This window comes from Sphaerospermopsis torques-reginae ITEP-024 (assembly GCF_019598945.1).
Lineage (GTDB): Bacteria > Cyanobacteriota > Cyanobacteriia > Cyanobacteriales > Nostocaceae > Sphaerospermopsis.
In genome coordinates this window covers 3,369,508-3,392,449 of record NZ_CP080598.1, presented here as the reverse complement: position 1 = coordinate 3,392,449, position 22,942 = coordinate 3,369,508, and the positions used below count along the sequence as shown (strand labels likewise).

Annotated in this window: 17 protein-coding genes and 1 pseudogene; 5 read left to right on the top strand and 13 right to left on the bottom strand. The window is 38.9% G+C overall.

Annotated elements, in window-relative coordinates:
* Positions 1-525: 525 nt before the first annotated feature.
* Positions 526-1,368: a tetratricopeptide repeat protein gene (locus K2F26_RS15745; RefSeq protein ID WP_220608583.1), complete on the top strand. Its 843-nt coding sequence runs from the start codon at positions 526-528 to the stop codon at positions 1,366-1,368.
* A gap of 389 nt (positions 1,369-1,757) precedes the next feature.
* Here K2F26_RS15745 and K2F26_RS24865 read toward each other — a convergent pair whose 3' ends face one another.
* The 8 genes and pseudogenes from K2F26_RS24865 to hetZ form a co-directional block, all read right to left on the bottom strand.
* Positions 1,758-1,925 (bottom strand): tetratricopeptide repeat protein, encoded by a 168-nt coding sequence (locus K2F26_RS24865; RefSeq protein ID WP_246605612.1) that lies wholly within the window; start codon positions 1,923-1,925, stop codon positions 1,758-1,760.
* 13 nt (positions 1,926-1,938) lie between these two features.
* Positions 1,939-2,424 carry a tetratricopeptide repeat protein gene (locus K2F26_RS15740; RefSeq protein ID WP_246605383.1) on the bottom strand — a complete coding sequence of 162 codons (486 nt, stop codon included), beginning with the start codon at positions 2,422-2,424 and terminating at the stop codon, positions 1,939-1,941.
* Positions 2,384-3,670: a tetratricopeptide repeat protein gene (locus K2F26_RS24860; RefSeq protein ID WP_246605382.1), complete on the bottom strand. Its 1,287-nt coding sequence runs from the start codon at positions 3,668-3,670 to the stop codon at positions 2,384-2,386. The genes K2F26_RS15740 and K2F26_RS24860 overlap by 41 nt, the downstream gene beginning before the upstream one ends.
* Positions 3,573-5,333, bottom strand: coding sequence for a S1 family peptidase (locus tag K2F26_RS24855; protein WP_246605381.1), 1,761 nt, complete (start codon positions 5,331-5,333; stop codon positions 3,573-3,575). Before K2F26_RS24855 ends, K2F26_RS24860 begins: the two co-directional genes overlap by 98 nt.
* Before the next feature lie 128 nt (positions 5,334-5,461).
* Positions 5,462-6,403, bottom strand: a complete 942-nt coding sequence (locus tag K2F26_RS15730; protein WP_194054375.1) for a DUF1822 family protein — start codon at positions 6,401-6,403, stop codon at positions 5,462-5,464.
* A gap of 41 nt (positions 6,404-6,444) precedes the next feature.
* On the bottom strand, positions 6,445-7,125 hold the full coding sequence (locus tag K2F26_RS15725; protein WP_220608582.1) for a sigma-70 RNA polymerase sigma factor region 4 domain-containing protein: 681 nt from the start codon (positions 7,123-7,125) through the stop codon (positions 6,445-6,447).
* Between the two features lie 526 nt (positions 7,126-7,651).
* Positions 7,652-9,394: a transglutaminase TgpA family protein gene (locus tag K2F26_RS25355; protein ID WP_367890342.1), complete on the bottom strand. Its 1,743-nt coding sequence runs from the start codon at positions 9,392-9,394 to the stop codon at positions 7,652-7,654.
* Positions 9,383-10,462, bottom strand: a pseudogene (hetZ, locus tag K2F26_RS25350) (heterocyst differentiation protein HetZ); the annotation flags it as partial. The gene K2F26_RS25355 and the pseudogene hetZ, both read right to left, overlap by 12 nt.
* Before the next feature lie 578 nt (positions 10,463-11,040).
* Between hetZ and K2F26_RS15715 the strand changes: the two are divergent.
* Positions 11,041-11,535 (top strand): hypothetical protein, encoded by a 495-nt coding sequence (locus tag K2F26_RS15715; protein WP_220608580.1) that lies wholly within the window; start codon positions 11,041-11,043, stop codon positions 11,533-11,535.
* A 69-nt stretch (positions 11,536-11,604) separates the two neighbouring features.
* Here K2F26_RS15715 and sds read toward each other — a convergent pair whose 3' ends face one another.
* Positions 11,605-12,576, bottom strand: coding sequence for a solanesyl diphosphate synthase (sds, locus tag K2F26_RS15710; protein WP_220608579.1), 972 nt, complete (start codon positions 12,574-12,576; stop codon positions 11,605-11,607).
* Between the two features lie 898 nt (positions 12,577-13,474).
* Here sds and K2F26_RS15705 point away from each other — a divergent pair.
* Entirely contained in the window at positions 13,475-13,672 is a 198-nt protein-coding gene (locus K2F26_RS15705; RefSeq protein ID WP_220608578.1) for a hypothetical protein, read from the top strand.
* 220 nt (positions 13,673-13,892) lie between these two features.
* On the opposite strand, the gene murI is transcribed toward K2F26_RS15705, so the two are convergent.
* From murI to K2F26_RS15685, 4 genes are all read right to left on the bottom strand, one after another.
* On the bottom strand, positions 13,893-14,750 hold the full coding sequence (murI, locus tag K2F26_RS15700) for a glutamate racemase (protein ID WP_220608577.1): 858 nt from the start codon (positions 14,748-14,750) through the stop codon (positions 13,893-13,895).
* 158 nt (positions 14,751-14,908) lie between these two features.
* Positions 14,909-16,831: an N-acetylmuramoyl-L-alanine amidase gene (locus tag K2F26_RS15695; RefSeq protein WP_220608576.1), complete on the bottom strand. Its 1,923-nt coding sequence runs from the start codon at positions 16,829-16,831 to the stop codon at positions 14,909-14,911.
* Positions 16,832-17,156: 325 nt separating this feature from the next.
* Positions 17,157-19,016, bottom strand: a complete 1,860-nt coding sequence (locus K2F26_RS15690; RefSeq protein ID WP_220608575.1) for an N-acetylmuramoyl-L-alanine amidase — start codon at positions 19,014-19,016, stop codon at positions 17,157-17,159.
* A gap of 778 nt (positions 19,017-19,794) precedes the next feature.
* Positions 19,795-21,183 carry a cation:proton antiporter gene (locus K2F26_RS15685; RefSeq protein WP_220608574.1) on the bottom strand — a complete coding sequence of 463 codons (1,389 nt, stop codon included), beginning with the start codon at positions 21,181-21,183 and terminating at the stop codon, positions 19,795-19,797.
* A gap of 230 nt (positions 21,184-21,413) precedes the next feature.
* On the opposite strand from K2F26_RS15685, the gene K2F26_RS15680 reads away from it, so the two are divergent.
* Positions 21,414-21,992, top strand: a complete 579-nt coding sequence (locus tag K2F26_RS15680) for a hypothetical protein (RefSeq protein WP_220608573.1) — start codon at positions 21,414-21,416, stop codon at positions 21,990-21,992.
* Positions 21,993-22,265: 273 nt separating this feature from the next.
* On the top strand, positions 22,266-22,865 hold the full coding sequence (locus tag K2F26_RS15675) for a Uma2 family endonuclease (protein ID WP_220608572.1): 600 nt from the start codon (positions 22,266-22,268) through the stop codon (positions 22,863-22,865).
* Positions 22,866-22,942: the final 77 nt, after the last annotated feature.

Below are 22,942 nucleotides of genomic sequence, written 5' to 3'. Positions count from 1 at the left end.
AAAAGACAGAAACAAGGATTTCCAGGATTTAAGGATTAACAGGATTTGAATTGTCTGAATCAGGATTTCCAGGATTTGAGGATGAACAGGATTTAAATTGTCTGAATCAGGATTTCCAGGATTTAAGGATGAACAGGATTTGAATTGTCTGAATCAGGATTTCCAGGATTTGAGGATTAACAGGATTTAAATTGTCTGAATCAGGATTTCCAGGATTTGAGGATTAACAGGATTTAAATTGTCTGAATCAGGATTTCCAGGATTTGAGGATTAACAGGATTTGAATTGTCTGAATCAGGATTTCCAGGATTTGAGGATTAACAGGATTTAAACTAGAATTTTATTACCAATCACCAATTACCAATCACCAATTACCAATCACCAATCACCAATTACCAATTACCAATCACCAATCACCAATCACCAATCACCAATCACCAATTACCAATCACCAATCACCAATCACCAATCACCAATCACCAATCACCAATCACCAATCACCAATCACCAATCACCAATCACCTTATGTCTACCTTAAAATTACCCGTCACTTGTCTAAGTTTAACAATCAGTTCCCTGATAATATTTGGAGGGAATTTTTCCCAAGCTGAAGCTTCTCCAACTCAAGCAATACAAATATCAAACAACTGGCTTTTAGAAGGTAAAATCAAGGTAAATCAACAAGATTATCAAGGGGCAATATTAGATTTTACACAAGCTATTAATCGTAATCAGCAAAATGCAGAAGCATATTATCAACGGGGTTTAATTTATGCTAGATATGCCCAAGGAAAGCCTTTAAATCCTGATGGAACTGTACCGGGTTGTAGGAAAAAAGATGATTATATAATTATTTGTCCAGTAGAAGTAAAAGATAAAATTCAAGAATATAAACAGAAAGCTATTGCAGATTTTACTCAAGCAATTACAATTAACCCCCAATATGCAGTAGCTTATCATCAGCGCGGGTTAATACAAGAAGAGAACGAACAGAAAATAGCAGATTTCCAAATAGCAAACACGCTTTATTTACAAAAAAGTTTGGCTTCTTTAAAAGCAAAGAAATTTTCAGAATTAACACAGTTGTTAAAGATTATTGATAAGTTACAGTCTGAAATAAACTCTTTGAATAGAATAGTGGATTTACGAGATCCAGAACTACAATATCCTGTAAATTCTTCAACTGTTTCTCCTGATTCCATTGAAGAATTAAATAATCAAGCCTATGCAGCGTTGAATAAAGGAGATGTGCAGACAGCAATCCAGAAGTTCAAAACATTAGCTATTAAACTGCAAGAAAACAAGGAATATAAAAGATATCAGCAAATACAGCTAATTATTATAGAACTTGAGAAAATTCGTAGTTAGGCACATGAGAAGAATAACAAAGAATCAGATATTTGCAGGGGTAACAACCAAATTCAAGAAGTTGTTGTATAAACAAGTTTCTTGTTATTATACAGCTTTCTAGAATTAACTCCTATACTCAATACTTTTCGGTTAAGATCCCCCCGCCTGCGGCGACCCCCTTAAAAAGGGGGTAAAAGACGGTTAAAGCCCCCCTTAAAAAGGGGGGTTGGGGGGATCTTCGCGGTTTTGAAATATTAACCGAACAGTATTGATATTTGATTGAGATTACCGCAACTGTGATCATAAGGTTTTCATCTTCGGAGTTGATAGCAATTTCTGACTATCAGCAATCATTTTCTCACCCCAAAGATTCCTTTTCATCAAGTTGATATTTGTCAATAAAACACCTACAACTGCTTTAAGAAATCCATAATTTGTTGATAAAAAGCAATATTTCCTTGAACCAGGAATAATTGTGCTGCTTGTTGGAGATTTTCAATTGCCTTTTGTTTGTCACCAAGTTGATAATAAACAAGACCGCGATTGTAGTAGGCAACAGCATAATCAGGATTAATTTTGATAGCTTGGTTATAATCTAGCCAGTGCTAATTCCCATTTTTTCTGCTCATAGTAAAGAAGTCCGCGATTGTTGTAAGCCAGAGCATCATCAGGATTAAGTTTGAGAGCTTGGTTATAATCTGCCAGTGCTAATTCCCATTTTTTCTGGTCACGGTAAACAAGACCGCGACCCATGTAAGCATTAGCATAATCAGGATTAATATTGATAGCTTGGTTAAAATCAGCCAGTGCTAATTCCCATTTTTTCTGCTCTCTGTAAAGAATACCGCGATTGTTGTAGGCAGCAGCATAATCAGGATTAATTTTGATAGCTTGGTTATAATCTGCCAGTGCTAATTCCCATTTTTTCTGGTCTTTGTAAAGAAAACCGCGATTGTTGTAGGCAACAGCATAATCAGGATTAATTTTGAGAGCTTGGTTATAATCTGCCAGTGCTAATTCCCATTTTTTCTGCTCATCGTAAACACGACCGCGAATTGTAGTAGGCAACAGCATAATCAGGATTAATTTTGATAGCTTGGTTATAATCAGCCAGTGCTAATTCCCATTTTTGCTGCTGACGGTAAAGATTACCGCGATTGTAGTAAACATCAGCATAATCAGGATTAATTTTGAGAGCTTGGTTATAATCAGCCAGTGCTAATTCCCATTTTTGCTGCTGAACGTAAACAAGACTGCGACCCATGTAAGCCAGAGCTAAATCAGGATTAATTTTGAGAGCTTGGTTATAATCAGCCAGTGCTAATTCCCATTTTTGCTGCTGAACGTAAACAAGACTGCGACCCATGTAAGCCAGAGCTAAATCAGGATTAATATTGATAGCTTGGTTAAAATCTGCTAGTGCTAATTCCCATTTTTTCTGCTTACCGTAAACAAGACCTCGACCCATGTAAGCCAGAGCTAAATCAGGATTAATTTTGATAGCTTGGTTATAATCTGCCAGTGCTAATTCCCATTTTTTCTGCTCACCGTAAACAAGACCTCGACCCATGTAAGCCAGAGCTAAATCAGGATTAATATTGATAGCTTGGTTAAAATCTGCTAGTGCTAATTCCCATTTTTTCTGCTCATAGTAAACAAGACCTCGACCCATGTAAGCCAGAGCTAAATCAGGATTAATATTGATAGCTTGGTTAAAATCTGCTAGTGCTAATTCCCATTTTTTCTGCTCATAGTAAACAAGACCGCGATTGCTGTAAGCCAGAGCTAAATCAGGATTAATTTTGATAGCTTGGTTATAATCTGCCAGTGCTAATTCCCATTTTTTCTGCTCTTTGTAAACATTACCGCGATTGTTGTAAAATGCCGAACGGGGGCTGAGTTTAATCGCTGCATTTATCGCTACCTCTGCTTCTGCATACCTTTTTAAATTATATAATGCACCCCATTTCTCATTATACAAATTAGGATTATTTGGTTGAAGTTCAATGGCTTTATTGATTGCTGCTAAGGCTTCCTTTGGTTGCTGTAAGTTTATATAGACTGCACTTAGCCGACTCCAAGCAGCAACAAAATCAGGTTGACTTTTCACTGCTTGTTGCAATGCCACTACCGCTTCTTGATATTTTTTCTTACCACCTAAAGCTAAACCCTTACCATAATACGCTAAATGAATAAACTTTGGTTTCAGATTAATTGCTCTATCAAAAGCCTCTATAGCTTCTTGATAACGACGTAAACGCCACAGTTGATTTCCTCTTTCTATCCATTGACTGGCGGTGGTATTTCCTTTGAGAAACATCTATTGATAATATTGCCGTTTGTATAGAGTTAACTTTTTGTTCATTTAATTTTGGTGCTGGGGTGGTTTCTACTTTTTGTCCTTGGGTATCTAGTTTGTTTGCTATTGCTAAAAACGTACTGATAGGAATACCTAAACTATTACCTATTTGTACTTTACCACCACTACTACCGCTATCACCTGTTTTTTCATCAATAGCTGTTTCTCCCTCGGAACGTCCATGAATACCAATTACTCTTCCTTGGGTATCTAATACTGGTCCCCCACTCATACCCCCAAAGGTGATACTGCTATAAACTAATTCATATCCTCCGGTTAAGGAAACTGCACTTTGACTAACACTTGCACTGAGATTTCCTGAGTTCCCAGAACTATTGTTTCTAAAATCTGATTGGGTAGTTGCTAATAGTCCTTGTTCTTTGCTATAAATCTGCCCCATTGTCAACCGCCAAGGTGATGTTTGCCCTAATTTGGGATATCCTGCTGTTAAGATATATTCATAATCTTTTGGGTTGTAATTTGCTAAGGTGGCAATTTGATATGTTGCTGGACTTCTAAATTTAACTACTGCTAAATCTACTCCTGATTCTAGTTTAATACTACTTTTTTCTACAGGATATTGTTTACCATCTGGGGCAAGAATTGAATAATTAAAACGTCCACAGGATTTAGTTTCATTTTCACTTTCACAGAAAACATGAGCCGCAGTTAAAACAGTATAAGTATCTCCTTCTTTAGCAATAATTACTCCTGAACCATTGCTATTATTACTACTATCAATTCTCACGGTTATTTGTTTGGCTTTTTGTTCTAATTCTCCTAACCATCCTGTTAATGCTGCTTCTGGTACTGGTTGGGAAATATTTGGTACAGGTAAGGAATAGGCGGTAATAATTTCGGGTTTTACTTGTGCTAAAACAGTAGAGATTGGTATTCCCCAACTGAGTTTTCGCATTGCTTGTATTTCTGCATTGCTAGGACGTGAACCATCTGGATAAACATAACCTGTATTTAATATTGGGTATGCACTTCTACCATTTATGCCTATGATTTGTCCACGGGAATTAATGATTGCACCGCCACTCATTCCTTGTTCAATATCACTATTATAACCTATTTGATAGCCTTCTTTTAGTGGTCTTTGGGATATTTTTTGGACTGTACCAGTGCGAAATACTATTTGTCCTTTGGTAGCAGAATATCCCGCCGCCATTACTTCCATTTCTGTAAAAGGAACAAAATTAGTTACTTCTTGTAAACAGTAATTTTCATTACTTTGGAATTGTAATAATGCTAAATCAAATTGATCAAAGTTAGTGTTAGGAACTGTTTGTGCATTATAGGTTTTACCATCTGCTGTTGTTAAAGAAATTTTGGTAGCTCCTCTAATTATATGAGAATTAGTTAAAACTAAATAAGTATTTCCTCGTTTAGAGAGTAGTGTTCCTGAACCGCTGTTATTATCACCTATTACTCTGACTGTAATTCTCTTGGCGATGGTTTGTAGTTGTTTTTGGGAATATTCTCCAGTTTCACCATTGTCGGCTTTGATTTGACAACTGGTATTATTAATTGTTTGCAGAGAATTAGCAGTAGTTTTAATAGCAAATAATGGGCTATTCAAAAACATTAATGAGCAAACTAAGACAATGCTTTTCTTCATGATCAAATCTCCCTAAATAAATAAACAGTATAAAAGTAGCAACCCATTGATAATTCAATCAATTTTGTCATTTAGTTGTCAGGAATATGCAAGTTAAATGTCCAACAGTTTCCTGAAACAGTATTTTCTTAAACCTCAAACATTTTAGTTTGCTGCGACTCCCCATAAGCCACCATAATCTGAAACTTTTCCCCCAACTCTGCACTAAACTCCAATTGAATCCAGTTATCTTCATCTCTTGATATAACCTCTAAAACATTTTCTCCCAAATTATCAATAATATTTAATTTTACTCCTTCAGGTAACACATGATTTCCCACTGGATATACTTGAGTTAAAATATCTACTTCTCCTTCAGAACTAGCAGCAATTTTTACTACTAATGCCACAGATAATGCCACAGAAATTTGCTCAAGGTGCATTCCCAAATCAATTTTTTGTCCCCGCGTCATACTCACAGCACTCTTAAAAGCTAATCCTAATTGTTGCGGATTTAATAAATTCTCAATAGTTTGCCAACTTGCATCTACAAAGCCATCTAACCATTGTCCAATTTTCATTAGGCTGGATAAATCTTCATCTTCTGGAGATTTAGCTATTTCTAATTCACTCAGATAAAGTAAAAAATTCTCCAAAGATTGCAACTGATTCAGAGGAACTTCTGCTTCAGCTTGAGGTGTAAAACCTAAAATTTTCGCCTCTTTTAAATCAGAATTGAACTGCACAGCCACATAACCCACTCTATCCTCCCAAACCTCCGGCGGAATTTCACATACTTCTGCTTTTGGTAAAACTGGACGACATTCTAATTTACCTAAATTTTTTACTTTTAAATCAGCCACATTCATCAATTGAATTACTAAAAAGTCATGACTATCACTTCCTTGGCAATCAGTTTCAAATCCCATACACTGGAGATAATTATCTACAGCATACACAGCTAAAGTATTAAGATAAACCTGTTGCCGCTGATCAGGATTAGAAATACCTTGGCTATATTCTTGAGCTATTCCATGAGCTTCTGTAGAGAGAGCTACGCTAAAAGTTAGTTGTTCTGTGATGCTATTCATGAGACAATCTCCAAAATTTTTATAGTCAGTTAATGCAGTTTCTATATATATTTCTTTAAATAAGTAATAATTTTACGCATCCGCCGCTGGTAAAAACTAGAAGCTGTCGAAAGTGGTACTTCTAATTCCTCAGAAATTTCTTGCCATTGCTTACCATTTAAAACCAACAACAGAATAGCTTGCAAATTAGCTTGGGGATGATCTTTAATACAGTCATTTTTTAAAACATTCTCTGGATCATTCTCAATAATTTCCTTTAACTGTTGTTGCTCAGATATTTCATTGTCTACTGGGAAATCTTTGTTGATTTCATCTAAAGACAGCACTTGAGTAACTTTTTGATGCTTAGGAAGTTGAGTAATCCCTCTTTTTTGGTCTTTTTTACCCACATCAGAAATTCGCCGGGAAAAAATTATATTTACCCATGCCATCACTGGATATTGAGGATTATATTGTTCAATTTTTTGACAAATTTCTATGAATGTAAGTTGTAATGCTTCATGATAATAATCTTCATAGTTTGGTGATTCCCACCACTGAATTTGCTTGCTCAATTTCCCAGAACCGCGAATAGCATTAATCAGCTTATTTAAAGCTATGCGTCTTTTGGCTCTATCCGTGGGACTTTTACTGTCAGCCGGATATCGCTTGGCTTCATTAACTAGCTGTTGTAGTTCTTGGTTGAGCGCATCGTCGTCTCTTCCTAGAAAATCATTTGTCATCTCGCACTCCGCACTCTCCCGTGAAGATATCTATTCTCGTATCTTCCCCTGTCTGAAAGTTTTACGCAAAAATTTCCATTCTTTACAAAACTTTATATTCCCTAGTAAGCGAACTGCTTGCAGCAGCGGTTCGTTAAGCTGTGATGCAGCTAAATTGTATAATCATAAATTTCTGAACTCTTGTAGCACAGGCATCTTGCCTGTATCATTTATACAACCCACATTCCGCACCCCCCAGTGTCACAATCGGTAATTTCGGATTTTTGAATACCTTTTATGATAATTCTGATACAAAATGTTCTAAATCTTAGGTGGCGATCGCCAATCTCAAATCCCCAAACGACCATTTTTCGTTGTGTGACAGTTTAGGGTGCGGAAGGTGGGATACAAATTAAATGCACAACAGCTTATCGCTCTCCAACAAGGGTAAAATATGGCTAAAGCCCCCCTTTTTAAGGGGGGTTGGGGGGATCTTCACAGTTTTTCAACCTTAACCGAACAGTATTGACCTATCACCTGTCACCTATCACTTACTAATAGCTTTCATCTTTTGCAACTCTTTCCACCGTTGCTGTAATTCTTGCCAATTAGGACTATTCCCACCATAACGCCAACTCACATAAGCTTGACAAATTTCATCAATTACTTGTGCTGTTTCTCTGGGATGTTGGTTATATGATACCTGAGCATATTCCAAAGGTGTCTGCGCTGGATGTTTACCTAAACCTTTTTCCGCTGTCCATTGCAACATTTGTTGATACAGCCTTTCCATAGGCGGTAACTTCTTCAACCACTTACGATTAAGCCATTTTTTCCACTGTACCCAACCTAACCACCCAAAGAAAGCAGTTATTGTTCCTACAATTAAACCAGTGAAAATCCCTACCCAACCTTGAGAGAATAAAGAGAAAAACCAAGCGATCGCCCTAAACAACCATCTAAATAATGTACCAAATAAACCATTTAATAAACCAGTAACCGGTGAAGGCAACCAACCAGCTATCCAGTTCCAAAATTGACGTAATACGCTAAAAGTTTGATATTCTTCAATGGAAGGCGGAATTAAAGGATGATTGGGAATAGGATCAAACGCAAACCAGCCATATTTAGGAAAATACACCTCTGTCATAGCGTAAGCATCCGTATTTTTGACAATATACATCCCCGTAAACGGATTAAACTCACCCGGAGCAAAACCAGCTACCAACCGTGCAGGAATGCCTATAGAACGCAACATCACAGTTAAAACAGTAGAAAAATGGTCTGGATAACCGCCTTGATGTTTGAATAAAAAAGACTCTACCAAATCATCATTTTTATCTAGATGAGGTAGTCCGAGAGGGTTTTCTGGAAAAGAGTAATTTTGTTTGAGATACTGAGCAAGATAAAGTGTTTTTTCGTAAACTGAATTAAGAGTTCTGACATCTTCAGTACGGGAAACCCGTTGACGATTATAATCAGCGAGAATTGCTTCCGTTTTTTGGCGGACTTTATCAGCAATTTCCGGCGGTATTTGTAGATAATAATCCTTAATTTCCTTGGGGTATTTAGTATCAGCCTTACCCAACAAAGTGCGATCGCGGTATGGGACTTCCGATAGTACAGTATAAGTCATACCTTCCGATAATTGTACAGGCGATCGCAAACCCCCTTCCTGATCGACAGCGATCACAGGACCAGGAAAATAGATTTCCTTGGGATAAGACAAAGCAGGTATCAAATTAGGTAAATCTGATACCACATTATAAGTTTGTACAACTTCTCTAGTAGGAGTTTTGATTAATGGTAGATCCAAGTCTATTTTGTAGGACCAAGATGAACGTCTTAAAGTAGTAACATCATCATTACGAGAAATTTTCCAACCCTTACCAGTGTATTGATCAAAAGCCAAAACCCGCCAAAAACCTTCCGCTTGGGACCTCACCCGCATCACCACCTTGGGTTTCATTTCCCCCCGCAGGTTTTGGTTCATCTCGCTATTAAAACCGTAATAAAAATTACTATCTACCGTTCCTGGTTCACCACTGCTTCCCTGTCCTGTAGCATCAGCATTACCATTACCATCACCACCACCATTGCCTTCTCGAACATAACCAGGATTAATGATACTACGTCCTGTAAACTCGCCTTGTAACTGAATTGGCGTACTCACAGGAAAAGAACGTAATTGATAACCTGGAAAACGAGGTAAAACAGCAAAAATTCCCAGTCCTAAACCTAAAATCACCAAAAAATTGACAATTAAAACTTTAAAATTAGTTTTGGCAATGGTTTCGTCAGTTTCTCCTTGTTGCTTCAAATCCAACAAAGACCGATCTTTATCATCTAATTTGCCTGTGTACAGTTGCCATTGGTGGGATGTTAAACCTAAATTAGTAGGTAAAGACACATCTAACCATTCATGTACCAATTCCCAATGATGCAAGAGAGAAAACCTAATTAAATGATACTTAAAACGTTGCTGCAAGTAGTCACGCTGACGTGGGGTTAAACCCAAAATTGACTCGATCTCTTGTGCTGATAAATCCTTGAGACGGAGAGAGAAATAATCAGCACAGTCTGATTGTTGTCGTTGTTCTAGATAATTCATCAATTCATTAATCACCACGGAGCGCAAAGTATCTTCTTCTGGTTCTGGTTCAGCTTGCATAGCCATAGCAGCACGCAATTGTTGTATGGCTGGTTCTTCCCAAGAACCATCAGCTTCACCACTACTACCTTCAGCAGCTTGTTCTATATCTACGCTGGTTTCTGGAGGCTGCTGTTGTGAGAAGGTTTGCGCTCGCAGAATAATTAACTGTTGTTGTCTGCCTGGTAAGGGAATACGACGTTTAGCATACCTTTCGGTAAATGCCATATATTCAGCTAATTCTAGTAGGGTTTGGGGACGATAGGTGGATGGTTGTTGATTTTCCCTACGGAAAGCATTCAAAGACTCCAAATAAAAACTTTGAAGAAAATCTTCTATGATAGTCAACCGCCCCTGATAGCTCAATTGCTTTTGAGGAGGATTAATATAACGATAAATGATGGCGCTCAAAGTGCTGTGTAATTCTACCCTACCCCGATTAGAACCTAGCTGATAATAACGGAGACATTGTTGTAGCCGATGTCGGGCGAGGGTCATTGCAGAGCTTTCTATGTCTCCAGAAGCTTGAATGCGTTTACTTTCATTACAAATTCGCAGGACTTCGCCCGCAATTCGCAATGCCACATCTCGACAATTCTTTTTTGCCGCCTTTGTTGACTGCTGTAGCTCCTTCAAGAGAAATTGAAAGATAACCTCTACGCCGATAGACTTATCTCCCTGAGTAGTTGCGGTTGCGGGCCAATTCATAGTCGGAATTTTAAAAATAACCTAACATACTTAAACACAACCTGTAAGGCCGTGGCTGTTAGCTTGATAGATGTTATGTATAAGCTACCAGTTATTGGTGACAGGTGACAGGTGACAGATGACAGGTGACAAAGAAGGAGGCAGGGGAGCAGTTAATAACCCAGTCCCCAGTCAAGGGTCCCTCACAGGGGTAGGTTTTTAATATTAACTGTGAAGGCAGGACTAGTACCGCTTCGCGGAAGTCAAAAGTCAAAAGTCAAAAGTCAAAACCAAGACAGCATAGGATTGTCGGAGATTTAGAATGGTTGGTTTATTTACGCTGTGTTGTACTAGGAAGACAAGGAGGTATTGTAGACAAGGAAGATTTGATACGCACACCAGTATTTTAACGTAGTTTTCTGGTTACCAAGAGCATCTGATTTTGTACGGTTTTCCTCCCTTGTCCACTGTCCTTCCAAGTCATCCAAGTCTTGCCCTCACGACAATGTAAAATACCTACCCTTGTGAGGTCCCCAGTCCCCAGTCCCCAGTTCCCCGCTTGAATATTTTGGACATTAATCAGGAGTAATTTACAAGTCATGACAAATTTAGAAGCACAAATTCAATTGTTGATTGATAATGCACCTCAAGATGGTGTGACACCAAAACTTGTGGCTACTATTGCCCCGGTTTTGAGAGCGATCGCTCAAAATTTACAACACTCTCAATACTATATTCTCCAAAATTTGCAGGAACGCTGGGTTTTAACTACATTGAAGCACAAGGATAATCCAGCCCCAAAAGGAACAACAGGGGAAAAGCGCGTAGTTTACGCCTTTCCTCGATTACAGGATGTTGCCCTATCTTCATCTCTTGGGGTTGTTGACCCTCAAACAGTGGCTAAACCTATGCCTGTAATTCATATTTTGTTTCAACTGGTGGCATTAGAACCAGTAGATAGTATAGTTTTTTTTGAGACTCCCGGCACTACCACCAACGCTATTGAAGTGGAGCGCACTGACCTGCAAAAGATGATTGAACAGAAGTTGCAGCAACATATACCTATCAAGCAAGTACCTCCAGATATCGCCTGAATCAATTTTGGATTTTGGATTTTGGATTTTGGATAGAATCTAAAATCTAAAATCTCAAATCCAAAATGCCTAATAAAGCCGACTTAATACATAATCAGTCATATTGATTAATGCTTGCCGTGATTCTGAGGGTTCTAAGGTGGCAATATGTTCAGCAGATACCTTCGCATGGTGAGCAGCTAATTCTCTAGCCCTCTGTATGCCTTGGCTATCTGAAATCAGCTTTAGTGCCTGTTCTAAATCTCCTTCTTGGGCAAACTCTCTTTCGATCAACACTTCTAGATAAGGTTGTTCCTCTAAGGCAAATAACACTGGTGCTGTCAGATTACCGCTTTTGAGATCCGATGCGGCTGGTTTACCTAAAGTATCTGTCGAACCAGTGAAATCTAGAATATCATCTACTATTTGGAAGGCTAAACCCAGATGCTTACCGTAGTTATACAAGTTTTCAGCACTCTCTAGGGAAACGTTGCTGAGTAGTCCAGCGGCTTTAGAACTGTTAGCAATTAATGAGGCTGTTTTGTAATAGCTCTTTTTCAGGTAAGTTTCCGTAGAAAGATTAGTATCAAAACGATTTAACCCTTGTTGAATCTCCCCAGCGGCCAAATCCATGATTACTTCTGAAAGTAGTTTAACTACATCCAAATTATCCAGATTTGCCAAATACCAGGAAGATTGAGCAAAGAGGAAATCTCCTGCTAGTACGGCAATGCGGTTGCCAAACAAACTATGAACCGTAGGCACTCCACGGCGTACATTGGATTCATCCACTACATCATCATGTACCAAGCTGGCTGTGTGGATCATTTCCGTAATCTCTGCTAATCGTCGATGACGGAGCGTAATGTCTTTTTCTAGCATGGTAGCCCGCGATATCAGCAGCACAATAGCCGGTCTAATACGCTTGCCCCCAGCACCGAATAGATGTTCGGCTGCTGCATAGAGAATGGGGTGGCGATTTCCAACTAGCTGTGTGAGGTTATCTGCTAGTATTCGCAGGTCTGCTTCCACAGGGGTGAACAGGGAGGTGGCTGGGGTCATGGATGGGCGGACTCTGACTTTAGTTACGAAAGTTTACATATCCTTTACTCATTTTAAGATAAACCATAGCCAGCGTAAAATCTTCATCAAAAACCTCACGGGACATAAACCTTGAGCAAATGTGAGCAAATATGAGCATCTGTTAGCTTTCGTTACTAACTAGCTTTTAACCCTTTTAGTTTGGAAATCAGTGCAGGAGTCGAAGCGGAGGAGAAAACAGCAGGATTAAGTCATACTCAGTAAATTGCCAATTTAACTGTATTATTCCTGTATAACCTGTGCAAAGTATGTAATCGTCAAGAAAATTCTCCAAAACTTGTCTATCAACATTGAGAAAATTTGAAATTTAGTCTAGAAGTTAGCTGAAAATCCAGGTCTGTTGTGTTACGCTAAAATATAGGAATTTTAAATTTTTCAGATATTCACTGCCAAAAAAAAAGTTAATCATCAATAGGTGATTTTGCTCATTGGATTTGTGAGTCTAAAATAACCAGTGGCCGACAGAATTAAGGAAATGATTCCTAAGGTTTGCTGTGCGGCAATAATCCCTTTTGAGTTAGATGATATGCTTTCTATTAAGAAAGCCACTACACGTCCTCAGCTAAGGTTGAGCATAAGTGTAGCTCTTACTTGATTGGTGTGAAGGTGAATAACGCAGACTAGGTAGACTGCTGAGGAGCGCCGTTTTAAGTTGCTATTTAGCAAATTAACTGCTGTTCGATGTGTGGTCTGTGAAAAGCTTAATCAAATAATAAATTGTTTAACCAGAGAGAAGTAAAACTCTACTGGTGGGCTTTGCATAGCCTACTACAGCAATCAAGGATGTGCTTGATTTGCTGAAGTTCTACTATTTGTGTATGCAATTTTATAGTCCTTTGAAAGTTGAGTTGGTAGAACAATGATTTATGGAAATATGCCTATGATGATCTTTATTTTAGCTGCTGGATATTTATTTACAGTCTACTTATTATTAGCACTAGCAAAGCGAACAGGTAGAAATAGTGTTATTAAAAGTGGGACTGCGGTTATTCAGGAGCAACACCAGCAGGAAAGAGAATTAAGAACAAAAGTGACTGAGGTAGTCAATAGTCAATGAAATTTTAGATTTTGGATTTTGGATTTTGGATTTTGGATTTTGGATTTTGGATAAAAGTTGTTAGGTATTCCTACTTCACCAGCAAGCTGCTTATAAAAAGAATAAATCCAAAACAATTAATCTAAAATAATATATGTGCTGCCTGGGCTTCGCTAACACAAATCTAAAATCTAAAATTATTTGACTAATGACTAATGACTAATGATTAATGACTAATGACTTAGGAGACAGTAGCATCAGTCAAATATACCTGTTCTACCAGAGGGGTATAACCTAACCACTGTAATCCAGACTGAGCAAATTGTTGGGGACAACCGCTGACAGCAAAGCGAGTAGGCATTGGTAGGTGATTATTCCTGATGTTTAATAAGTCTAAGTCTTGAGCGCAAGCTGTAACAACATGAACAGCAGGGTCAACTAACTTGACGTGAGCAGGGAGGAGCGATCGCAGTACGGGTGCTAGAAGTGGATAATGGGTACAGCCATAAATTAAAGTATCAATTTCCTGTTTAAGTAAAGGTTCAAGATAAGCACTAGCAACTTGAGTAGTGTAAGGATCGTGAATTCGATTTTGTTCAATTAGAGGGACAAATTCTGGACAACTAACTTGCCAGACTTGGACATCAGGTTTAATTTCCATCATTGCCTGACGATACGCATTGCTTTTAGCAGTAGCAGGGGTAGCAATAACACCTATTCGCTTACCCATTTGTACTGCGGCCTTTGCTCCTGGTAGGACTACACCCAGGATAGGAAAGTTAAATTCCTGACGGACATTTTCTAGTGCTAGAGCAGAACTGGTGTTACAAGCCATTATGACCATTTTCACCCGTTGCTGCTGCATCCAGTTCAATATTTCCCTCACATATTGTAAAATCTCAGCTTGTGAACGAATACCATAGGGAAGATGAGCAGTATCCCCAAAATAAATAATTGATTCATTGGGAAGTTGCTTATAGAGTTGTCGCAATACCGTCAGCCCACCGACACCACTGTCAAACACCCCAATGGGAGAGCGTTGAGCTTCCTGTTCCGAAAAATCGTCAAGATTACCTTCAAAAATGGAAGATGAAAACACAGGCAAATATTGATTTAGATGTTGCTATTTTAAAATACAGAATTTAGCAGACAATTTGCTTATTGACTACTAATGATAGGTAATTGGTAATTGGTAATTGGTAATTGGTAAAAACTTATTCCCAGTCACCAGTCCCCAGTTACCAGTCACCAATCACCTCATCTTTGTTGCAGATATTTGAGGATACCACGAGCGATCGCATCAGCCATGCGACTTTGGTATGATGGTGATGCTAGACGAGGATTGTCCTCACGACCAGTCATGTAACCTGTTTCAACTAAAATTGCTGGCATAGAATTTTTTCTTAGCACATAGAATCTAGCTTTGCGTGTGCCTCTATCTTTGAGAGTACCAATATCTTGGAGAAGAGTGTTGCGAACAACTTCTGCCAAAGCATAACCACTGTCGTAATAGTATACTTCTAACCCATTGACATCAGGACGATTATCAACTGAATTGGCGTGAATGCTCACAAATAAATTCGCATTAACCCTATTAGCTATATCTACCCTTCCTTGCAATTCTACAAAAAAGTCAGCATCTCGCGTCATTACAGCTTGTACGCCATTTTGCTCCAAAATTTGCGCTACTCTCTTACCAATGGGCAGAATCACATCCTTTTCTAACAAACCGCCCAGACCGGGAGCGCCCGAATCTTTACCACCATGTCCGGGGTCAATCACCACTATAACTTTCCCTTTGGGAACTGATAAGCGTGGCTGAGGTTGTGGTTGAGGATTTTCGATTACAGGGTCTGGTAGCTGTCCTTGACTTCTGGGTAAAGGAGGTAGAGCAATGGGCGGTTGTAACTGACGAGAGCTTTGTAATTGCAAAGCTATTATTTGCTCTCCCACTTGGTTAAGTTCGCCAATTTTTATACCCGATGCAGGTTGAACCAAGACAACTACATTGTTGGGCGCTTGTGGTTGTAGGCGTATCCTCAGCACAGGACTATTGGCGTCAAAAGCAGGTCCTTTTACCTTACCAGCCAACTTAGCATTAGGAATAGTGATGCGAAATAAACCAGAGTTTCTATCCCAAGCACCGGTAGCGGATACAGCTTGATCGGCTCTAATGAGTAATTGTGTACCATTTGCCGCTAATTCTACAGCCTCGATGGTGGCTGGGGAACTGTTGACATTTTGTACAGGGGATTGATTTTCTTTAATTTTGGCAATATCGGCAAGACGATCAGGTAATACTACAAAATCACCATTACTGCCGGTTGTTACCCGCCAGTCGGGGCTGTTACTATCCACCTGTAAGGTCATGCGGACAGTAGGCGGTTTATTTGGCAGTTGGGTCAGTTGGATGCGTTTGACACCATAGCGATTAATTAACAAATCTCGTTGTTCTAGATTTGGTGATAAAGCTGCACCAGCAATGTCAACATTTATAGTGCGGTTATCTTCGCTGCGATTAACTTGAATTTTAAATATTTTTGGTGGGGGATTACCACCACTGGTATCAAGAAAAAAACCATCTCCTGTAATTCGTAAGTTTTCGATCTGAACTATTCCCCCAGTGGTGTTGGCTGCTATGTCTTGGTCAAGTATGGTGACAGCAGGTTTCGTCACCATGTTGTAAGTATTTCTAGGGGCGAGTGTGGGAGTAAATGGAGATGAAGGGGGTAGGAGTGTAGGTGTTTCTGTTGCTGGCTGATCGGCAGAAGCAGAGACAGGGACTACATCAGCTTCTAGATTTGGTAATTGTACTATCCAGCGACTACCAGTAGAGGGTGTAAATTTGACTAGGTTGGGGTCAATAGTATAACCAGGATTCAGTTCTACAACTACCCGTGTTGTTTGTTGATCAAACTGTCCAATGCGGATAGCGCGAATTGCTCCGCCTATTTGTTGGGTTAATTGGGGACGACCAAAGCTAGTCCCTGGTAAATCTATTACTAACCGAGTAGGGTTAAAAATAAGTTGCGCTTGGGGTTGTACAGGACTAGATGTGTTGATTTCTAATCTGTTTTGATTGGTATCAAATCGCCAAGATTCTAATCTTGCGGCCGTTGCTGGCGATGATACTAATAAGATAGTGCCAACAGTGCTGGGTATTAACCACTGTAGTTTCAAAGTCCTTTCTCCTGATTTGCATTCATGGAAGCCGTAAATATCTCAACATCTTGAGTAAATCCTCACACCTTTACCTTCCAAACTTGATCTTGGCACTGGGAGCCAGACACAGTTAATGGGGTAAAATTATAGCTTATGTTTTTGATTGTGTCATATGGTGAGGCTAATCAATTTCAGATGTAAAAAGAGATACTCAACTGATACAGGAGAAAAGAGAATGCGGAAGAAATCAGACTTTGAGTATCGTGCTTGATATTGTTGTTAATATGTCGAATCTGTAAGGTAAAGCGTCATGCTAAACCCCTACTGAATTCTGAAAAATTACTTATCTTTGTCTCAGGTACTGAAGAATACCTTGAGCGATCGCCTCACCCATTTGCCTTTGATAAGTTGGATTTCTCAGTTTAGCAATATCTTCCCTACCAGTGAGATAACCTGTTTCTACTAAAATTGAGGGCATCGAGCTTTTTCTGAGGACATAAAATCTAGCTTTTCGCACTCTCCTGTCTCTAACATTGACACTTTGGAGAATTCTATTATGAACGGCACGAGCCAAGCCCAAGCCATTGTCATAATAATAAGTTTCTAAACCACTAACTTCGGGACGACTGAGACCGACTGAATTGGCGTGAATGCTGACAAATACATCCGCGTTAGCTCTTTCTGCCATTTGTACTCGTCCGGGGAGGCTGACGAAATAATCAGAATCCCTTGTTAATATTACTTGTACTCCGTTTTGCTGTAAAACTTCTGCTACTCTCAGGCTAATAGGTAAAATTATATCTTTCTCTCGTGTTCCACCAATACCAATTGCTCCGGGGTCTTTACCACCATGTCCAGGGTCAATCACCACTAATAATTTGCCTTTGGGAACGGAGGGACGGGGACGTGGCTGGGGATTCTTGATATTTGGATCTGGTAATTGCCCGCTGTTGGGAGATGGTAAGGGGGGTAGGCTAATGGGGGGTCTAACTTGACGATATCTTTCTAATTGTAAAGCTAAAAGTTCGTTACCGACTTGGTTTAGTTCGCCAATTCTGACTCCTGATGCTGGTTGGACAAAAATAACTACTGTGTTGGGGGCTTGGGGTTGCAACCTGACTCTCAGAACAGAGCTATTGGCTTCTAGGGACGGTCCTTGGACTCTGGGAGCTAATTTAGCATTTTCGATGGTGATGCGATATAGTCCAGAGCTTCTATCCCAGCCACTGGTAGCGGATAAAGTTTGATCGGCTCTAATTAGTAATTGTGTACCATTACCAGCTAATTCTACAGACTCGATAGTGGCTGGGGAGTTATTAGCAACAATGGGTTTGTTAGGGGTGGAAACAGGTGTTGATGGTTCAATGCTTTGAGGTAAGCGCACAACACCTTTAGTTGGTAATAGAACCAAGCCGCCAGCACTACTGCTTATTACTTCCCAATCGGGACTATTTTTGTCTAACCGTAATGTCATGCGGACACTGCTGGGAGTGGTTCGCAGTTGGGTAAATTCAATACGGCTGACACCATGCTTATTGATGGCTAAATTTTTTTGTGTCAGTTCTGGTGATAGGGTAGCGTTGGCAATATCCATAAATATGGTGGTGCGATCGAGGCTACGATTGGCCTGAATCTGAGGATTACCGCCACTGGTACGAATAAAAAACCCATCTCCTGTTGTTTGTACTCTCTGAATTTGAGTAGTTCCTGGTGTGATATTGGCTGCTGTGGAAAATTCCGGTTGAGTTGGGGAACTTTGGGAATCTATGGTGGCTAAATTATATGTATTATTACTAGCAGTGGGTGGTAGTTGATCAATTTCTGGCTTGGGTAGTTGTACTGTCCAGCGTCGGGGATTGATGCCGACAAATTTAACTTCTTGGGGGTTGAGGGTATAACCGGGGGTGAGTTCTATAACTAGGCGGGTTGTTTGTGGATCAAACTGTCCAATCCGTACTGATCTAATAGCTCCGCCTATGGCTTGGGTTTGCGATCGCCCAAATGTTGTATTTGGCAAATCAATTACCAAGCGTGTGGGGTTAAAAATTAGTTGTGCTTGGGGTTGTACAGCACCAGAAGTATTAATTTCTAGGCGGTTGAGATTTTTATCAAATCGCCAAGATTCTAATTTGGCAGCTAAGGTGGGGGAAGATAGTAAAAGAACTGTGCCAACAGTACCGGGCAATAAGTAGTGTAGTTTCAAAGGTATTTCTCCTGAGTTAGATTTATAGACTTTATGAATATCTCAATCTCACAATTTTGGCAAATCTGCATACTGTTAATACTGATAATAAGTGGTAATTTTTAGATGGGGGTTTTCAAATTCATATTCTCTACTACAAGACTATGATCAGCAGCTAAAATTTGATATTAAAATTTAACGGATTTGTCAGTTATAGCTGTTCCCATGCTAGTGAGGTAGAAAGTTTTTGTGTTTTAGGGAACAGGGAATAAATTAGTGTGTAATTCATTAGACTGGGAAACGCTATATCAGTTTTTTTTAGTAAAAATCTTTTTCCCATTTCCCAGTCTTCATTTACCAGTCTCCTGTTATCTGTATTTCCTGAAATAATAATCATGTATAAATGTTGAGAATATAATAGGTGATTCAAGGGCAAGAAGAAACAAATATCATGAGGAAGATTTGCGAAAATAAAACATTAAAGAAAATTGACTATCGCTGAAGACGATGATTGAGAAATATAAGTTTCCGTGCAGTATTAATATTCTACATATAGGTTTTGTGTTTGCGGGTTGAAAAACTCTGTATTCTTGAATCTAATTGAACTGGTATATATGGGTAAAGTTCCTAAACAGAAACAGTAATTGCCATTTTGGGCGTGGGAACAATTGGCCAAAATATACTTGCCCATAATCAAATATGGACAAGTATAAACCATAAATCTAATAATGTTACTTATTTACCTTCTCCTGAGAATCTGAGGTGATTTCTCAACTTTTTCCATCACTTGCTGTTACTACTAATTTAATGATGGATCAGTAGCACCATCTACGGTAGCGGCGGTTTTTGGTTCGGGGAAAACGAATCTTAACAGAGGAGGAGCTAAGAAGGTAGTAAGAATTACCATCATAATGATTGCTGCTCCTAGTGGTTTTGAGAGAGCGCCACTAGCTGCACCAACACCGGCAAATACCAAACCTACTTCACCTCTGGGAATCATACCCACACCGATGGCTAGACGGTTGATACCTGGTTGACCAAATACGGCCAAACCTGTGATCACTTTACCAATAATGGCGACTGTGATCAGGAAGATTGCCATAATTAAACCTTCTCTGTTGGTGGGAATTGCTGGGTTTAATACTCCTAAGTCGGTTTTTGCGCCAACGGCAACGAAGAAAACTGGAACTAGCATATCCGCAATAGGTAAAACTTGATTTTGCAGTTCTTTCCGTTTATCGGTTTCTTCCAGAACTAAACCTGCTGCAAATGCTCCCAGAATTGCTTCTAAGTTGATGACATCAGCGATGTAGGCCATGATGAAGGCGAAAATGAATGCTGGGATAACTACTCCACCGCGTGTTTTGAGTGTATCAGCGATCGCTACAAAGGTTTTATTGAAAACGTTACCCAGGATGACTGCACCAATAAGAAAAGCTGTGGCGCTCACGATCAAATAAATGACGTTGCTTACATCTACTGCGCCATCTTTGGCCAAACTAGCAACTACGGCTAAAACGATGATTCCCAATACGTCATCTATTACCGCTGCACCGAGAATTATCTGGCCTTCTTTGGAATTTAATCTTCCTATTTCTGATAGCACTTTGGAGGTAATACCGATACTGGTAGCTGTCAAAGCTGCACCGGCAAAAATTGCGGGTACTGCACTGATACCAAAGATGATCATTAAACCTGCTGTACCTGCGGCAAAGGGTACTACTACGCCCACTACTGCGACTACAAAAGCTTGGATACCGACTTCCATTAAGTCTTTTAAATTAGATTCCAAGCCAATTTCAAACAGCAGGATAATTACACCCAGTTCGGCTAAAACTGAAATTACCTCTGACTGTGCTGCAAAAACCTGGGGAGTTGCTTCTGGAGTTAACCCAGCGGTGATTTGCAGGAATGTCATAATTAAGGAGTTGGAACTGTCTGTACCTCCTTCTGGAAATACCAACAGATGCAAAACCGATGTACCGACTAGCACACCACCAACGAGTTCACCTAAAACGGGTGGTAAACCGATTTTGTTGGATAGTTCGCCTCCCAGTTTGCTGGCGAAATAAATTACTACTAAACTCAGTAGCACGGCTGCTACTACCATTGAACTGTCTACGGGTTCTGTGGCTGTGGCATTAGCCAATAGGGGAACTGTAAAGTTGATTGTGTTCAAAAACTGCATTGGTTCTGTGAATATCCTTCTTTAGTTATTTGTACCTTGTTATGGAAACTATTTCATAGGTCTTCATGTATTGGCAGTCCTAACACAAACGATAAGTTATTTAATATATTTACTCTGCTAATACAACATATAAATTCAGTAGAGGGTAAATTGTGTTGTATAGATTAGATAGGTCTATGTAGGGTGTGGCTGTAAACAATGATGATGTTACTTGCTCAAGGGTGCTAGGAATGAATGAGAAAGAACTGAAACTAGGTAAATACCTGACTTTAGAAGATTTTTGTACCTGTACTCAGACTTATCAAAAATATGCTCAATATATCAACCCTTTCCCTCAGAATATTCTAGAGACTATTCCGGCCTTACAAGATTTGAATAAGTTGATCATTGATCCTGTTATTGATAATTACGGTAGGGACAAGTTTATTTTAACTTATGGTTTTTGTTCTGCTGATTTAAAGAAATATTTGGAGAAAAAAGATCCGGTGACGGGTGCAAAAAATGGTCGGGTTGCGCCTAAGATTGATCAACATATTAGTTATGAAATTAACAAGAATGGTAAATATTATTGTGAAAGGTTGGGTGCTGCTTGTGATTTTATGATTGCAGATTTACCTAGTGAATGTTTGGTAGATTGGATTTTACAGCATAAGTTACCTTTTGATTCTTTGTATTTTTATGGTAGCACTAGACCGATTCATGTTAGTTATGGACCGCAGCATAAACGGGATATTTGGACTTTTGGGAATGTGAGACAACCGACGAAGAAGGGAATTGAACATTGGGTGAAGTTGGCGAAGGAAATATGATGTTTTTGGGAATTAGGGTAATTATTTGGGGCGATCGCACGTTGACAATTATTTTACATTTAGTATAATTTTTATTATACCTTTGTTCCTATTGTAATTATAGCGATTTTCAGGTAAATGAACCACATTTTTTAATCTCACGCAAAGACGCAAAGGAAGAAAGGAAGATAAGAAGAAGTATGTGGTACAAATACATGAAACCTGCTGTAAGTTGTAAAAACATTATATACTATATAATCATTATAAGATTTTTCATCTGTGGAGTTAAATCTCATGACACAAGCTGCAATCACAAATGTAGAATTAATTCAACCTTCAGCTAATAATCAAACTTTGACAGATGAGCAATTTATGTTATTAAAGGAAGACGGAAATCTTTATGAATATGTGGATGGAGAACTAATAATTGTGGCAAATTCAGGTTTAGAACATGGTTATTTAGCTCTAACTCTCGGATATTTTTTAACAGGATTTGTACGCGAACATAAACTTGGGATAACTTGTGATTCTAGCACTGCGTTTAAAATGAAAAATGGTAACAAAAGATCCCCTGATCTGGCTTTTATTGATAAAGCAAGATTACAAGGTTTAAAACGATTACCTAAAGGTTTTTTTGATGGCGCTCCTGATTTAGCTGTAGAAATTATATCTCCTAATAATACTTTTGAGGAAATTCATAATAAATTAGTAGAATATTTTGAAAATGGTACTCGTTTAGCATGGGTAATATTGCCAGATGAAGAATGTGTATTAGTTTATCGCAAACCTAAACCATCACAGCTTTTACAATTAGAAGATAATCTTAATGGAGAAGATGTAATTCCTAATTTTCATCTTCCTTTGACAGAGTTATTTCAAGAATTGTCTTTTTAGATATAGCACTTACCGATGTAATCAGGTACACTTTATTTTCAGACATAAAATAGAAGTAAAAAACACCTGCAACTGTA